Origin of the sequence: Arhodomonas sp. KWT2, from assembly GCF_041949875.1 — a bacterium.
GTDB lineage: Bacteria > Pseudomonadota > Gammaproteobacteria > Nitrococcales > Nitrococcaceae > Arhodomonas > Arhodomonas aquaeolei.
Genome location: NZ_JBHFPQ010000051.1, coordinates 445,612 through 460,380, shown reverse-complemented (window position 1 = coordinate 460,380; position 14,769 = coordinate 445,612). Strand labels below are relative to the sequence as shown.

At 71.1% G+C, this 14,769-nt stretch carries 14 protein-coding genes; 8 read left to right on the top strand and 6 right to left on the bottom strand.

The annotated features are described in order from the left end of the window. Positions 1-464 precede the first annotated feature (464 nt). From ACEZHJ_RS17505 to ubiD, 4 genes are all read right to left on the bottom strand, one after another. Positions 465-1,256 carry a VacJ family lipoprotein gene (locus tag ACEZHJ_RS17505; protein WP_018717612.1) on the bottom strand — a complete coding sequence of 264 codons (792 nt, stop codon included), beginning with the start codon at positions 1,254-1,256 and terminating at the stop codon, positions 465-467. 3 nt (positions 1,257-1,259) lie between these two features. Next, positions 1,260-2,075, bottom strand: a complete 816-nt coding sequence (locus ACEZHJ_RS17500; protein WP_018717613.1) for an alpha/beta fold hydrolase — start codon at positions 2,073-2,075, stop codon at positions 1,260-1,262. A 75-nt stretch (positions 2,076-2,150) separates the two neighbouring features. After that, positions 2,151-3,182, bottom strand: coding sequence for a CDP-6-deoxy-delta-3,4-glucoseen reductase (locus tag ACEZHJ_RS17495; protein WP_259200213.1), 1,032 nt, complete (start codon positions 3,180-3,182; stop codon positions 2,151-2,153). Positions 3,183-3,311: 129 nt separating this feature from the next. Next, positions 3,312-4,778, bottom strand: coding sequence for a 4-hydroxy-3-polyprenylbenzoate decarboxylase (gene ubiD / locus ACEZHJ_RS17490; protein ID WP_375036735.1), 1,467 nt, complete (start codon positions 4,776-4,778; stop codon positions 3,312-3,314). Positions 4,779-4,895: 117 nt separating this feature from the next. Here ubiD and ACEZHJ_RS17485 point away from each other — a divergent pair, with 117 nt between their 5' ends. Continuing rightward, positions 4,896-5,282 (top strand): hypothetical protein, encoded by a 387-nt coding sequence (locus tag ACEZHJ_RS17485; RefSeq protein WP_018716733.1) that lies wholly within the window; start codon positions 4,896-4,898, stop codon positions 5,280-5,282. Positions 5,283-5,322: 40 nt separating this feature from the next. Here ACEZHJ_RS17485 and ACEZHJ_RS17480 read toward each other — a convergent pair whose 3' ends face one another. Both ACEZHJ_RS17480 and xth read right to left on the bottom strand, forming a co-directional pair. Further along, on the bottom strand, positions 5,323-5,727 hold the full coding sequence (locus ACEZHJ_RS17480) for a fibronectin type III domain-containing protein (protein ID WP_163139391.1): 405 nt from the start codon (positions 5,725-5,727) through the stop codon (positions 5,323-5,325). Positions 5,728-5,932: 205 nt separating this feature from the next. Next, positions 5,933-6,700 (bottom strand): exodeoxyribonuclease III, encoded by a 768-nt coding sequence (xth, locus tag ACEZHJ_RS17475; protein WP_163139392.1) that lies wholly within the window; start codon positions 6,698-6,700, stop codon positions 5,933-5,935. Between the two features lie 150 nt (positions 6,701-6,850). Between xth and ACEZHJ_RS17470 the strand changes: the two genes are divergently transcribed. The 7 genes from ACEZHJ_RS17470 to phnE all read left to right on the top strand — a co-directional run bounded on the left by ACEZHJ_RS17470 (position 6,851) and on the right by phnE (position 14,754). After that, positions 6,851-8,422, top strand: a complete 1,572-nt coding sequence (locus ACEZHJ_RS17470) for an ABC transporter substrate-binding protein (protein WP_163139393.1) — start codon at positions 6,851-6,853, stop codon at positions 8,420-8,422. 54 nt (positions 8,423-8,476) lie between these two features. After that, positions 8,477-9,433 carry an ABC transporter permease gene (locus ACEZHJ_RS17465; protein ID WP_163139394.1) on the top strand — a complete coding sequence of 319 codons (957 nt, stop codon included), beginning with the start codon at positions 8,477-8,479 and terminating at the stop codon, positions 9,431-9,433. Next, complete coding sequence (locus tag ACEZHJ_RS17460; protein WP_018716728.1) at positions 9,414-10,235, top strand: ABC transporter permease; 822 nt, start codon at positions 9,414-9,416, stop codon at positions 10,233-10,235. Before ACEZHJ_RS17465 ends, ACEZHJ_RS17460 begins: the two co-directional genes overlap by 20 nt. Beyond that, positions 10,232-12,181 carry an ABC transporter ATP-binding protein gene (locus tag ACEZHJ_RS17455; protein WP_163139395.1) on the top strand — a complete coding sequence of 650 codons (1,950 nt, stop codon included), beginning with the start codon at positions 10,232-10,234 and terminating at the stop codon, positions 12,179-12,181. Before ACEZHJ_RS17460 ends, ACEZHJ_RS17455 begins: the two co-directional genes overlap by 4 nt. A 130-nt stretch (positions 12,182-12,311) precedes the next feature. Continuing rightward, on the top strand, positions 12,312-13,085 hold the full coding sequence (gene phnC, locus ACEZHJ_RS17450; protein ID WP_163139396.1) for a phosphonate ABC transporter ATP-binding protein: 774 nt from the start codon (positions 12,312-12,314) through the stop codon (positions 13,083-13,085). A gap of 32 nt (positions 13,086-13,117) precedes the next feature. Continuing rightward, on the top strand, positions 13,118-13,951 hold the full coding sequence (gene phnD, locus ACEZHJ_RS17445; RefSeq protein ID WP_205599771.1) for a phosphate/phosphite/phosphonate ABC transporter substrate-binding protein: 834 nt from the start codon (positions 13,118-13,120) through the stop codon (positions 13,949-13,951). Between the two features lie 2 nt (positions 13,952-13,953). Beyond that, positions 13,954-14,754: a phosphonate ABC transporter, permease protein PhnE gene (phnE, locus tag ACEZHJ_RS17440; protein ID WP_163139398.1), complete on the top strand. Its 801-nt coding sequence runs from the start codon at positions 13,954-13,956 to the stop codon at positions 14,752-14,754. The last annotated feature ends 15 nt before the right edge of the window (positions 14,755-14,769 follow it).

Sequence of the window (14,769 nt, the reverse complement as noted above, 5' to 3'; positions counted from 1 at the left end):
GGCAGCACCGGGACCTCCGGGGTCTCGTCGATACGGGTGATCGCGTAGCGTACCGGCAGGATCGGCAGGCCGCGGCGCGTGCACCAGCGGCAGTCGTTGAGGCCGAGACCGGCACAGGTGGCCTGCTTGATCCAGGCGTCGTCTGGCAGGACATCCATTGTCTGCGTCCCTCACGTTCCATCAAGAGGGGAATCAGCGCTAACGGGCGCGCCTGACGGCAGCAGGCGTGTGATCGCGCCCGCTAGCGGGGACTGCGGTGCAGGCAGGGCCCCACGGCGGGGCGCGGCAGGTATCGCTCATGTCTGGCCACCTTCCCTGGTTGGCTGTCGGGGATCACGCTTGTCCGTGCGCCGGGTGCCGTTGCCGTCTCCTTGCCCCGGACTCCGCTACATGCTGCCCCATTTCCCGTCGCAATCCAAGATGGTATGCGCGGGGGCGGAGCGGCTATGTGCGTTGTCTGCCGTTCACTCTTTGCCGCCGGTCCCGTCCCCGGTGGCCGGCTGATCCAGCTCGTCGAAGAGGTCGCCGTACGGGTCTTCCTTCTCCGGCGGGTTGCCGTCGTAGACCAGGTTGCGGCGGTACTGGAGGTAGCTCGAGCGCGTGAAGGCGTAGGGGTCCAGTGCGGCCTCGTTGCGCAGGCGCACGGTGCCCTCGAGCTGGGCACGGGTGTTGACGAAGTTGAGCGCCGTCAGCCCGCCCAGGGTGACGGTGTTGAGCGCGGTGTAGGTCAGCACGTTGGTGTAGTAGGCCACCGGATAGCGGGTGACGTCGCGGGTGCTCGACGGTCCCAGCGCCGGCACGACGAGGTAGGCGCCGCTGTCGACACCGTAGGTGCCCAGCGTCTGGCCGAAGTCCTCGGTGCGGTCCGGCAGGCCCATGCGGCTCGCCGGATCGAGGAAGCCCGCGAGCCCGAGGGTGGTATTGAACATGAACCGCGCGGTGTCGGCAAAGGCGTAGCCGATCTTGCCCTGGAGCAGGTCATTGAGCAGTACGCCCGGATAGGCGAGGTTGTCGAAGAAATTGTCCACGCCCGTGCGTACCGGCTCGTTGGTGACGGCCGTCCATCCCCGGGCGGCGGGGGCGAGCACGTAGCGGTCCAGCCCCTCGTTGAAGTCGTAGACCTCGCGGTTGGCGCCCTCCAGCGGGTCGTAGGCCTGATCCGGTGTCGTCTGCGGCGTGCTCGCGCAGCCGGCCAGCACCGACACCAGGACGGCAGGGGCGAGGGCCCGGAGTGCATTGTGGGCGGTGGCGGTCACGGCTCACTCCTGCTCACGGATGAATGTCAGTACGCTGCGGTTGAATTCCCGCGCCCGCTCCAGCATGAGCATGTGACCCGTTTCAGGGAAGAGCTGGAGCCGGGCCTCCGGGATGGCCTCGGCGAGATACTCGCCGTTTTCCATGGGCCAGACGATGTCGTCCTCGCCGTGCAGGACGAGCACCGGGATGCCGATGTCGGCGAGCCTGTCACCCTGGCCCGGCTGGCTGTAGACCGCCTCGAGCTGGCGGGTCGGGCCTTTGGGGTCGACGTCGAGCTCGCGCTCGAAGCGCAGCAGCCGCTCCGCGAGGTCGGGCACCCGTTCGCGGTAGGTGGGATGGTAGAACACCTCGGTGAGCCGTTGCACGGCGTTGGCGTGGCCCACGGCCTCGCGGTCGATATGCAGGATCTCCTCCACCGCCCGGGCGGGGCGGGCGAAGGCCGGGTCGTTCACGCCCGGGCCGGTGCAGCCGAGTATGAGGCTGCACAGCCGCTTTGGCGCCATGTGGTAGAGGGCCTGGGCAATGAGTCCGCCCATGGAGACCCCGACCACGTGGGCCTCCGCGATACCGGCGGCGTCCATGGCCGCGAGCACGTCGGCGGCCATGTCGTTGATGGTCCAGCTCTCGGTATGGCTCTGGGTGCGGCCCGTGCCGCGGTTGTCCATTACCAGCACGCGGCATTCCCGGCTCAGCGCCGGGATCTGCATGCCCCAGGCCTCGACGGTGCCCCCCAGCCCCATGATCAGGACGACGGCGGGGCCGCTGTTGCCGTGGGTCTCGAAGTAGAGCCGGGCGTCGCCCGTATCTACGTAAGGCATGTGGGTCTCTGCTGCACTGAACAAACAGCGCTCGAGTATAGACTTTCGCCTGTCCGATTGCATCGGCGTGACCGCTCAGGCCGGATCGTCTTCCGGGTCGACGGCGAAGTCGAACGAGTCGAAGTAGAGATGTCCGGGGTCCAGCCCGTGGATGGCGAATGCCGTCTTCGCGGCCTCGATCATCGGCGGCGGCCCGCTCATGTAGACGTCGTAGCCGCTGAGGTCCGGGTAGTCCTCGATCACGGCCTCGTGGACGAAGCCGGTGCGCCCGTTCCACTGGTCGCCGGCCCGGGGCTCGGAGAGTACCGGGGTGTAACGGAAGCTCGCGTGCTCCCGCGCCCAGCGCTCCGGCAGGTCCGCGAGGTAGAGGTCGTGCCGGGCGCGCACGCCCCAGTAGAAGTGGATGGGCCGGTCGATGCCGTGGTGGAAGGCGTGCTCGAGCATGGACTTGATGGGCGCGAAGCCCGTGCCGCCCCCGATCATGAGGATGGGGCGGGGCGAGTCCTCGCGCAGGAAGAATGTCCCGAACGGGCCCTCGAAGCGCAGCAGCGCGCGCTCCTTGAGCTCCTCGAAGATGTAGCCGGTGAAGCGCCCGTCCGGCACCTGGCGGACGTGCAGCTCCAGCAGCTCGTCGTCATGGGGCGGGTTCGCCAGCGAGAAGCTGCGCCGGCGGTTGCCCCGCAGCAGGAAGTCGACGTACTGGCCCGGCAGGAACTGCAGCCGTTCGTTGCCCGGCGTGCGCAGCCACAGCCGGCGCACGTCGTGGGCAAGGGTGTCCATGCGTTCGACCCGGCAGGGGAGCTTGCGTGGCCGGATATCGTCGGCCGAGCGGACCTCTCGCACCTCGATGGCGAGGTCCGAGTCGGCCCGCGCCTGGCAGAACAGGGCCTGGCCGACCGCCTCCTCGGCCTCGGAGAGCGCGGGCGGGCGCCCGTCGGGATAGCTCACCCGGCCCTCGACGACCTTGCCCATGCAGGTGCCGCAGGTACCGCCCCGGCAGCTATAGGGCAGGATCAGGCCGTGGCGGAGCGCGGCGCTCAGCACCGCCTCGCCATCCTCCACGGTGAACTCGTGCTGCGTGTTCTCGATCCGGACTCGGTAGCTCATCGTGTATGCCGCTTTCCGCGTGCCTTTGCGCCATTCTCGCCCAACGTCGCCGCCGGGCCTAGGGCCTGGTCGTAATCACCGGCGGCGGGCCGTGCCCGGGTTGCCGCCGCCACGCCCGGGTACCGGGGTTCAGTCGATGCCAAGCTCGTCCCAGTAGGCGTCGACGCGTTCGCGCACGGCGTCGTCCATGCGGATGGGCGTGCCCCATTCCCGCGTCGTCTCGCCGGGCCATTTGGAGGTCGCGTCGAGCCCCATCTTCGAGCCGAGCCCCGAGACCGGCGAGGCGAAGTCCAGGTAGTCGATGGGGGTGTTGTCCACCAGCGTCGTGTCCCGCGCCGGGTCCATGCGGGTGGTCATCGCCCAGATCACGTCCTGCCAGTCACGGGGATCGACGTCGTCGTCCACGACCACCACGAACTTGGTGTACATGAACTGGCGCAGGAACGACCAGACCCCGAACATCACCCGCTTGGCGTGACCGGGGTACTGTTTCTTCATGCTCACCACCGCCATGCGGTAGCTGCAGCCCTCCGGCGGCAGGTAGAAGTCCACGATCTCGGGGAACTGCTTCTGCAGAATCGGGACGAATACCTCGTTGAGCGCGACCCCGAGTACGGCGGGCTCGTCCGGGGGGCGGCCGGTGTAAGTGCTGTGGTAGACGGGGTCGCGCCGGTGGGTGATGCGCTCGACGGTGAATACCGGGAAGTGCTCGACCTCGTTGTAGTAGCCGGTATGGTCGCCGAACGGGCCCTCGGGTGCGACATCGTCCGGGTAGATGTGGCCCTCGAGGAGGATCTCCGCGCTCGCCGGCACCTGCAGCTCCGAGCCCAGGCAGCCCACGAGTTCCGTGCGCCGGCCGCGGAGCAGCCCGGCGAAGGCGTACTCGGAGAGGGTGTCGGGGACCGGTGTCACCGCCGCGAGGATGGTCGCCGGGTCCGCGCCGAGGGCTACCGCCACCGGGAAGGGCTCCCCGGGGTGGGCCTGCTGCCAGTCGCGGAAGTCCAGCGCGCCGCCGCGGTGGGCGAGCCAGCGCATGATTACACGGTTGCGCCCGATGACCTGCTGGCGGTAGATCCCGAGATTCTGCCGGCTCTTCTCCGGCCCCCGGGTGGTGACCAGCGCCCAGGTGATCAGCGGGCCGGCGTCGCCGGGCCAGCAGGTCTGCACCGGGATGCGCGAGAGGTCCACGTCGTCGCCCTCGATCACCACCTCCTGGCAGGGCGCGCGGCGGACCTTCTTCGGCGCCATGTCCAGCACCTTTTTGTACACCGGCAGGCTCCGCCAGGCATCGCGCATGCCCTTGGGCGGATCAGGCTCCTTGAGGAAGGCGAGGAGCCGGCCGATCTCGCGCAGCGCCTCGGTGTCGTCCGCGCCCATGCCGAGGGCCACGCGACGGGGCGTTCCGAAGAGGTTGGCGAGCACCGGCATGTCGTGGCCGACCGGGTTCTCGAACAGCAGGGCGGGGCCGCCGCGGCGCAGCGTGCGGTCGCAGACCTCGGTCATCTCCAGCACCGGGTCTACCGGATGGCTGATGCGCTTGAGCTCGCCGGCCGCCTCCAGCTTCTCGATGAACTCCCGAAGGTCGTGATACTGCAACGTCGTCGTCCCCTGCCGTGCGCGAGAGTCACGATACTGCCTGCTCGCGCTATTGCCTGTCACCGTTGCTTGACCATACTGGGGCAGGGATCAGGCACAAGGAACGCGGGAGAGACAATGACAGAAGAAGACACCACGCAGCCCGACCGCGGGGGCGCGGAGCCGCTCGTGCCGGAGGGGGATACCGGCAAGGTCCGGGTGATCTACATCCTCTACCTGGTGGCGCTGGTGCTCGGTGTGACCGGGCTGATCGGCGTGGTCATGGCCTATATCTATCGCGACGGAGCCCCGGAGTGGCTGCGCAGCCACTACACGTGGCAGATCCGGACCTTCTGGATCGGCCTGGGGCTGTCGTTCATCGGCATGATCACCTCGTTGATCCTCATCGGCTGGCTGGTGCTGCTGTTCACCGTGATCTGGCTGATCGTGCGCTGTGTGAAGGGGATGCAGTGGCTGGAGCGCCGTGAGGCGGTGCCGGCACCCACCGACTGGTGGTTCGGCTGAGCCCGGCCGGCACGCCGCCCGGCGTGCCGGCGCGAGCCGGTCAGTTGATCTGGACGCTGACCGGGTCGGACATCGCGCTGAGGCGGTTGCTGTCGTCGTAGGCCTGCAGCGCGATGTAGTAGCTGCCCGACGACAGTCCCTCGATGGTGTAGGACTGCTGGTAGGGATCGCTGATGTCCACTTCCTGGCTGTAGTCGCCCGGGCTGGTGCCATAGTAGACACGATAGCCGGCGAGCTGCGACATCGACAGCGCGGAGCCGTCCTCCCGCTCCGTCGGGGCCTGCCAGGAGATGGTAATGGCGGCATCTCCGGTTACCGGTGCCGCCGGCGGACTGTCGCTGCTACTCGAGCTGCCGCCGCCACCGCCGCCCCCGCAGGCGGTCACGAAGAGGGAAACACCGAGAACGAGTGCGGCCAACCGGCACACGCGTAAGGTGCGGGACATAGTAGGTCCTCCAGCACGCCGGCTCACGCCGGGTGCAGTCGTCGCTGGGGTGATCGCGGCGGAACGCTCCCTCCCCCACCCCCGGGGACCGCTGCCGCTTGGAAGCCCGGATTAGGCCAGCACCGCCGGGTCCCGGGCGAGGACCTGTGTCACACTAGCGGGTCCCGGTTTCCGGAACCCCGATGGGTGGCAGGTTGTTGATTACTCAGGGCGTGAACTCCGCCACGACCGGGGCGTGATCCGATGGACGTTCCCAGCCGCGGGGGTCGCGGTCCACGTAGCTCGCGCTCAGCCGTTCGGTCAGCCGGGGGGCGGTGAGGATGAGGTCGATGCGCAGCCCGCGGTTGCGGCGGAAGTTGTTCATCCGGTAGTCCCACCATGAGAAGGTCCCCTCGGGGTGGTCGAAGCGGCGGAAGCTGTCGCTCAGCCCCAGGGCGGTGAGCGCCGCCAGGGCCTCGCGCTCCGGGGTGGAGCACAGCACCTGCTCGTGCCATGCCTCCGGGTCGTGGACGTCGTGGTCCTCCGGGGCGATATTGAAGTCACCCACCACCGCCAGCTCGTCGTGGGTCTCCAGCTCGGCGGCGAGCCATTCACGCAGATGCGCCAGCCAGGCGAGCTTGTAGTCGTACTTCTCGTCGCCCACGGCCTTGCCGTTGGGTACGTAGAGATTGACGAACCGGGTGGAGCCGACGGTGGCGGCGAGGACCCGGCGCTGGTGATCCTCGAAGCCGGGGATGTCGGTGACCACGTCCGTCACCGGCTCACGGGCGAGGACGGCGACGCCGTTGTACGTCTTCTGCCCGGAATAGGCGACGTGGTAACCCGCGGCCTCGATCTCGGCGGCCGGGAAGTTCTCGTCGGTGAGCTTCGTCTCCTGCAGCCCGAGGATGTCCGGCCGGGCCTGGCCCAGCCATTCCAGCACCTGGGGCAGACGGACCTTGAGGGAGTTGACGTTCCAGGAGGCGATCTTCATCAGGCTTTCCCCGGCGGCTGGGTGAACGGCGCGAAGAGCTTACTAACCTTCGCGGCGGCGACGCCACCTCCCGGACGGGCCGGTACGGGTGAATCCGCTCCGGCGATCCGTTAGAGTCGGGCGGAACACACCCACCGGGGAGAGGATGCCGTGGCGGATCGCGACAGCACGGGGGGCGCGCCCCTCATCGACCGGCGTCGCCGGCGACTCATCCAGGCCATGGGGCTGGCCGGTCTCGGGGCCGGCACGGTGGGGCTCTGGTCCGGCGCCCTGAGGGCCGCGGCGGACGGCGAGCCCCGGCGCGGCGGCACCCTGCGGGTGGCCCTGCCCTCGGTAAAGACCATCGACCCCCTGAAGGTGAGCAGCGGCGGCGGCATCGCCGCGATCCAGCAGGTGGGCGAGTACCTTGTCTGGGCCGAGGACGACCTGTCCCTGCGCCCGGTCCTCGCCACCGACTGGCAGGCCGCTGACGGCGGCCGCCGCTGGACGTTCGAGCTGCGCCGGGGCGTGCGCTTCCACGACGGCCGCGAGATGACCAGCGCCGACGTGGTCGCCACCTTCCGCCGCCTCGTCGACCCGGACAACCCCACCGCTGCCGCCTCGCAGCTGCCGTTCCTGCGACCGGAAGGGGTGTCGGCGGACGGCGACTACCGCGTGGTCTTCGAGCTGGACCAGCCGGTGGGGCGCTTCCCCTATTACACCCAGACCTACAACGCCATCATCCTGCCGGCGGACTTCGACGGCGATTTCGCCGCCAACCCGGTGGGCACCGGCCCGTTCCGCCTGGTGGACTACACCCCCCAGGAGTCCGTGGTCTTCGAGCGCAACCCGGACTACTGGGACGCCCCGCGGCCGTACGTCGACCGCGTCGAGTGCGACATCTACGGCGCCGCCCAGCCGCAGATCCTCGCGCTGCGCGGCGACGAGGTGGACATGATGCTCCTCGCCGGCCCGGTGGACGCCAAGCCGCTGTTCGAGACCGCCGGGGTGGAGGTGCTGACCACGCCGTCGGCGATGACCCGCCAGCTCACCATGCGCACCGACCAGCCGCCCTTCGACGACGTACGCGTGCGCCGCGCGGTGGCGCTGGCCATCGACCGCCCGACCATGGTGGAGACCCTGCTCGGCGGGCGGGCGGACCTCGGCAACGATCATCCCGTCGCCCCGATCTACCCGGAGAAGGTGTCGGTGGCGCAGCGCGAGCGCGACGTGGCCGAGGCCCGGCGTCTGCTCGCCGAGGCGGGCCATGCGGACGGCTTCGAGATCGACCTGTACACCGGCCGGTTCGTGGAGCTGCCCCAGTACGCCGTGCTCGCCCAGCAGATGCTCGCCGAGGTGGGTATCCGCGTGAAGATCAATGTCGAGCCCCTCAACGTGTACTACGGCCACTGGACGGAGGTCCCCCTCGGCCTCACGGACTGGACGGCCCGGCCCACAGCCGGGCAGATCCTCGCCGCCGCCTTCCGCGGGGACGCCGAGTGGAACGCCCCGCACTGGCGGAACGACGAATTCGACCGGCTGCTCGACGAGTTCGAGGCGAGCACGGACGAGGCCGAGCGCAACGATCTGGCGACCCGCCTTGCGCAGATCCTCCACGACGAGGTGCCGGCGGTGATCACCTACTTCCCCAACGCCCTGCGCCCGGTGCGCAGCCGCGTCCGCGGCGTGAGCGCGCACATGTCCAACTACCTGGACCTGCGCGGGGCCTGGCTGGCGGGATAGGGCGCCGGGGCGCAGCGTGACACGCATGCCCGACACCGCGCCGGGGAGGCGCCGGTGACGCGGTTCGTCCTCCGGCGGCTGCTGCTGCTCGGGGTGACGCTGCTCGTCGCCTCGGTGCTGATCTTCCTGATGACCTCGGTGATGCCGGGCAACGTCGGGCGCATCGTGCTCGGCCCGTTCGCCAGCGACGCCTCGGTCGCCGAGCTCAACCGCCAGCTCGGCCTCGATCAGCCGGCGGTGCTGCGCTACCTCCAGTGGCTCGGCGGCGTGCTCACCGGCGACTGGGGCCGCTCGCTGACCCTGGACACCGACGTGCTCCCCCTTGCGCTGGCCCGGCTCGGGCGCTCGCTGCTGCTCGCCGGCTACGCCCTGGTGTTGCTGGTGCCGGTGGCCATCGCCGCCGGCGTGGCCGCGGGGCGCCGGCCCGGCGGCTGGTTCGACCGGGTCGCCTCGGTGGTCGGGCTCACCTTCGGCGCGATGCCCGAGTTCGTCACCGGGGTATTCCTGATCGTGGGGCTGGGCGTGGGGCTCGGCTGGCTGCCGGTGCAGGCGCTGCCGGACGAGGGGGCCGGGCTGCTGACGTGGCTGCGCCACCTCCTGATGCCGGCGCTGGCGCTGGTGCTGCTGCTGTTCGCCTATCTCTTCCGCATGGTGCGCACCGGCATGCTCTCCGAGCTGGCGGCGGACTACACCCGCACCGCCGTGCTCAAGGGCCTGCCCCGGCGGCGGGTGATCCGCCACCACGTGCTGCGCAATGCGCTGCTGCCGACGATCACCGTCATCGGCGCGCAGCTCGGCTGGCTGGTCGGCGGGCTCGTGGTGGTGGAGACGCTGTTCCGCTACCCGGGCATCGGCAGCCTCATGGAGTACGCCGCCTCCAACAAGGACGTCCCCCTGCTCGCGGGCTGCGCGCTGCTCATCACCGGTGTGTTCGGCCTCGCCAATCTGGCCGCGGACGTCGTCTATGCCTGGCTCAACCCGAGGGTGCGCCATGCCCTGGCGGGTGCTTGAGCCCCTGCGCCGCTCGCCGGCGCTAGCGGTCGGGCTGGCGATGGTCGCGGCGTGGCTGGTCACCGCCGCGGCGGCGCCGTGGCTCGCGCCGAGCGGGCCGACGGTGAGCGACTACGGCGCACTCAGTCAGGCGCCGTCGGCGGCGCACTGGTTCGGCACCGACGAGTACGGCCGCGACGTGCTCTCGCGGGTGCTCTTCGGCGGGCGCTACGTGCTGCTCATCGCGCCGGCGGCGACCCTCATCGGCCTCGTCCTGGGGGCGGCCATCGGCATGAGCGCGGCCTACTTCGGGCGCTGGGTGGACGAGGTCATCATGCGGCTGCTGGATGCGGTGATGGCCTTCCCCATCGTCATCCTCGCGCTGCTGGCGCTGACCATGCTCGGCGGCTCCACCGGCAACGTGGTGCTGGTGATCGGGCTGGTGTTCGCGCCGCTGATCGCGCGCACCGCGCGGGCCGCGGCGCTGGTGGAGGTGCGCCGGGAGTACGTCCAGGCCGCGCGGATCCGCCGCGAGGGGCCGCTGTACGTGCTCGCCGTGGAGGTCCTGCCCAATATCCGCGGCCCGCTGGTGGTGGAGGGCACCATCCGCCTCGGCTATGCGGTGTTCACCTCGGCGACCCTGGGCTTCCTCGGCCTCGGCGTGCAGCCGCCGGCGCCGGACTGGGGCCTGATGGTCGCGGAGAACCGGGCGCTGCTGACCAGCGCGCCGTGGACGGTGCTGTTTCCCGCCGGGGCCATCGCCTTCGTGGTGGTGGGCTTCTCGCTCATGGCCGACGGCCTGCGTGACCTGGAGGGCCGGTGAGCGCGCCCGTCCTCGCCTTCGACGGCCTGTCCATCGCCTACCGGCGCCGCGGGCGCTGGCACGAGGCGGTCTCGGACGTGGACCTGGCCATCGCGCCGGGCGAGGCCTACGGCCTGGTCGGCGAGTCCGGCTGCGGCAAGTCGACGCTCGCGATGGCGGCGATGGGCTATCTCCCGGACAACGCCCGGGTCAGCGCCGGCGGCATCCGCATCGCCGGCGAGGACCTCGCCGCGCTGGACGCCGAGGGTCTGCGCCGGCTGCGCGGTGGCACCGTGGCGGCGGTCTACCAGAGCCCGGGGACGGCGCTGAACCCCGCGCTCACCGTCGGCGAGCAGATCGCCGAGGTCTACCGCCTGCACCGCGGGTTCGGCCACCGCGCGGCGTGGGACGCCGCCGCGACCATGCTTGAGCGTGTGCAGATCCCCGACGGTCACCGCGTGCGCAACAACTACCCCTACCAGCTCTCCGGCGGCATGCAGCAGCGGGTGGTGATCGCCATGGGCCTTGCCGGCGATCCGGACCTGCTCGTGCTCGACGAGCCCACCACCGCCCTGGACACCACCGTGCAGGCGGAGATCCTGGCGCTGTTCGAGGGCCTGCGCGCCGAGCTCGACGTGGCGCTGCTGTTCATCAGCCACAATCTCGGCGTGGTCCAGGCGGTGTGCGACCGGGTCGGGGTGATGTACGCCGGCGAGCTGGTGGAGGAGGGGCCGGCGGAGACGCTATTCCACGACCCGCGCCATCCCTACACCGCCGGACTGATCGCCTGCATCCCGGACTTCGACGCCGCCGGGCGGCCGCTGCGGCCCATCCCCGGCGCACCGCCGGAGCCCGGCGAGCGGCCGGCGGGCTGCGTGTTCGCGCCCCGCTGCCCGGTGGCGCGGGACGACTGCCGGGGCACGCGCCCGCCGCTGGCCGCGACCGGACCGGGGCGCGCCAGCCGCTGCCTGTACCCGGACGACACCCCGGCGGTGGACCGGGGCGCCGGGGCGGCCACGGGGACCCACGCCGGCGGGGGCACCGGCGACGCCGTGCTCCGGGCCGAGGGGCTGCACCTCACCCTCGGCGGCGTGCCCATCCTCCGGGACGTCGACGTGACCCTGCGCCGCGGCGAGACCCTGGCGCTGGTGGGCGAGTCCGGCAGTGGCAAGACCTCGCTGGCCCGGGTGCTCACCGGCCTGGCACGGCCCCGTGCCGGTACCGTGAGCCGCAGCGGGCGCGGCGGCGCGGCGGTGCAGCCGCTGCAGATGGTCTTCCAGTCGCCGGACGGCACCCTCAACCCGAGTCACCGCATCGGCTTCATCCTCGCCCGTGCCATCCGGCGTCTCGCCGGCCTCGGGCGCCGTGCCGCCCGCGAGCGCGTGCCCGGGCTGATGCGCGCGGCGGCCCTCGACCCGGCCCTCGCCCGGCGCCGGGGCGGCCAGCTCTCCGGCGGCCAGCGCCAGCGGGTCGCCATCGCCCGGGCCTTTGCCGGCACGCCGGACGCGGTGGTCCTGGACGAGCCTACCTCGGCGCTGGACGTCTCGGTGCAGGCGGCGATCCTGGAGCTGCTCCGCGGCCTGCGCGACCGCCAGGGCGTGGCCTACCTGTTCATCACCCACGACCTCGCCGTGGTCCGTCACCTGGCCGACCGGGTGGCGGTGATGTACCTGGGCGTGATCGTCGAGGAGGGCCCGGCGGACGCGGTCCTCGGCGGCCCGTGCCATCCCTACACCGAGGCCCTGATCGCCGCCGTGCCCCGCGGCCGCCGCCGTCCCTCGCGTCCGCGCCTGACCGGCACCAACCCGGGCCCGGCGGCGCGGCCCGCCGGCTGCCCCTTCCATACCCGCTGCCCCCACGTCATGGACATCTGCCGCACCGAGATCCCGCCGCGGCGCGAGCCCCATGCCGGTCACGGCGTCCACTGCCACCTGGAGACCCCCGCGCTGCCGCGCCCCGCCGGCTGACCCCTTCGCATCCCACCGTCACGGAAACATCATCCGCGCTTAAGCACGCCGTCACCCCGGACGTCCAGCCTGTTCGACGTTTTCGTTGATCGCGCCATCGCGATCGGGTTTTTCGAACACGGAGGCGGCGATGATCCACACCGAATCGCTGGCGATGACCTATCCGGGCGGGGTGACCGCGCTGACCCCGACCTCGGTGCGTTTCGAGCGCGGGGCGGTGACCGTCCTGCTCGGGCCCTCCGGGGCCGGCAAGTCCACCCTGCTGCACTGCCTCAACCGGCTGCGCGCGCCCACCGGGGGGCGCGTGGTCGCCGACGGGGTCGGGCCGCTGGAGGACGCGGCGGCCATCCGCCGACACCGCCGGCGCACCGCCATGATCTTCCAGCAGCACCAGCTCCTGCCCCGGGTGAGCGTGCTGCGCAACACCCTGATCGGGCGTCTCGGCCACCACGGTTTCTGGCGCAGCACGCTGCCCCTCCCCGCCGGTGAGCGCCGGCTGGCGCTGGACAGCCTCGAGCGCGTAGGCCTGCTGGACAAGGCCCTGGTGCGGGCCGACCAGCTCTCCGGCGGCCAGCAGCAGCGGGTGGGCATCGCCCGCGCGCTGACCCAGCAGGCCGAGCTGGTGCTCGCCGACGAGCCGGTGGCGAGCCTCGATCCCGGTGCCTCCCGCCAGGTGCTCTCGCTGCTGCGCGACGTCTGCACCGAGCGCGGTCTCACCGCCGTCATCAGTCTCCACCAGGTCGAGTACACCCGCGAGTTCGCCGACCGGGTGATCGCCCTCGCCGACGGCGGGGTGGTCTTCGACGGCCCGCCGACGGCGCTCGACGACGATGTCCTCTGCCGGGTCTACGGGCCCGGTGCGGTCGCGGACCTGCGGCGCGACGCCGCCGGTGCCGCGGCCTGATCCCTCCCCCAACCCAAGGAGATACCGCCATGATCCGCCGACTTTCCGCCCTGCTCGCCGGCCTCGTGCTCGCCGGCTCGGCCCATGCGGCCGGCGCCAACCCGGATACGTTGCGCGTCGCGCTGCTGCCGGACGAGTCGCCCCAGACCATCATCAAGGAGAACGAGCGCTTCCGGGACTACCTCGCCGAGCGCCTCGACAAGGACATCGAGCTGGTGGTGACCACGGACTACTCGTCGATGATCGAGGCGGCCCGCTTCGGCCGCATCGACCTCGCCTATTTCGGGCCCCTGTCCTACGTCCTGGCCCGCCAGCACGGCGCGGACCTGGAGCCGTTCGCCGCCAAGCGCAAAAACGGCGAGACCACCTACCGCTCGGTGCTGATCGGCAACGTCGCCGCCGGCGTGAGCGAGCTCGACGACGTCGCCGGCAGGCAGGTGGCCTTCGGTGACCCGGCCTCCACCTCCAGCCACCTCATCCCCAAGAAGGTGCTCATCGACGCCGGCGTGACCCCGGACGACTACAGCGGCAACTTCACCGGCTCCCACGATGCCGTGGCCACCGCGGTGCAGAACGGCCACGCCCAGGCCGGCGGGCTGTCCAGGCCGATCTTCGAGTCGCTGGTGGAGCGCGGCGTGATCTCCAGGGACCGCGTGCAGGTGATCACCTACTCCAAGCCCTACCCGCAGTATCCCTGGGTGATGCAGACCTCGCTGGACGACGACCTCAAGGCGCGCATCCGCACCGCCTTCCTGGAGGTGGACGACCCGGAGATCCTCCGTCCGCTGGGCGCCGAGGGGTTCGCCGCGATCAGCGATTCGGACTACGACGTGGTCCGTGACCTGCTGCCGCTGCTCAAGAAGTAGCCATGAGCGAGCGTTCCCACGACGCCATCCTCGCGACGGAGCGCGCCCGCCGGTACCGTGCCGGCGGGGCGCTCCTCGCCCTCCTGGCGGTGATCGCGGTCGCCGGCCACTACGTCGGGGTCTTCGACGGTGCCCGGCTCGCGCAGGGGGTCCCGGCGCTGCTCGAGCTCATGGGCAACATGCTCCCGCCGGATTTCACCGGCTGGCAGGACTGGATCGCGCCGCTGATCGACACCCTGGCCATGAGCGTCGCCGGCACCGCCATCGCCGTGATTGCCTCGGTGCCGCTGGCCTTCTGCGCGGCGCGCAACACCACGCCGTCGGCCGCGCTCTACCATGGCACGCGCAACCTGCTGAACTTCCTGCGCACCGTGCCCGAGCTGATCATGGGCATCCTGTTCGTGGCCGCGGTGGGCTTCGGGCCGCTGGCCGGCGTGCTGGCGGTGGGACTGCACTCCATCGGCATGGTGGGCAAGTTCTTCGCCGAGACCGTGGAGCACGCCGACCCGGCGCCGATCGAGGCGGTCCGTGCCACCGGCGCCGGCCCGGCGCAGGTGATCTGGCACGGTGTCCTGCCCCAGGTGCTGCCCCGGTTCCTGGATGTCTCCGTCTACCGCTGGGAGTACAACTTCCGCGCCTCGACGGTCATGGGTCTGGTGGGGGCCGGCGGCATCGGCTTCGAGCTGATCGGCAGCCTCCGCATCCTGGCCTACCGCGAGGTCTTCGCCATCCTGCTCGTCATCCTGGCCACCGTGATCGTCGTCGACGGCATCGGCTCGGCCCTGCGCCGGAGGATCCAGTGACCGACCGACCCCTCG

What these genes read in the sequence shown, in the direction of transcription:
- ACEZHJ_RS17500 (WP_018717613.1), bottom strand. Translation starts at nt 2,075, where the DNA reads ATGCCTTACGTAGATACGGGCGACGCCCGGCTCTACTTCGAGACCCAC.
- ACEZHJ_RS17495 (WP_259200213.1), bottom strand. Translation starts at nt 3,182, where the DNA reads ATGAGCTACCGAGTCCGGATCGAGAACACGCAGCACGAGTTCACCGTG.
- ACEZHJ_RS17485 (WP_018716733.1), top strand. Translation starts at nt 4,896, where the DNA reads ATGACAGAAGAAGACACCACGCAGCCCGACCGCGGGGGCGCGGAGCCG.
- ACEZHJ_RS17480 (WP_163139391.1), bottom strand. Translation starts at nt 5,727, where the DNA reads ATGTCCCGCACCTTACGCGTGTGCCGGTTGGCCGCACTCGTTCTCGGT.
- xth (WP_163139392.1), bottom strand. Translation starts at nt 6,700, where the DNA reads ATGAAGATCGCCTCCTGGAACGTCAACTCCCTCAAGGTCCGTCTGCCC.
- ACEZHJ_RS17460 (WP_018716728.1), top strand. Translation starts at nt 9,414, where the DNA reads ATGCCCTGGCGGGTGCTTGAGCCCCTGCGCCGCTCGCCGGCGCTAGCG.
- phnC (WP_163139396.1), top strand. Translation starts at nt 12,312, where the DNA reads ATGATCCACACCGAATCGCTGGCGATGACCTATCCGGGCGGGGTGACC.
- phnE (WP_163139398.1), top strand. Translation starts at nt 13,954, where the DNA reads ATGAGCGAGCGTTCCCACGACGCCATCCTCGCGACGGAGCGCGCCCGC.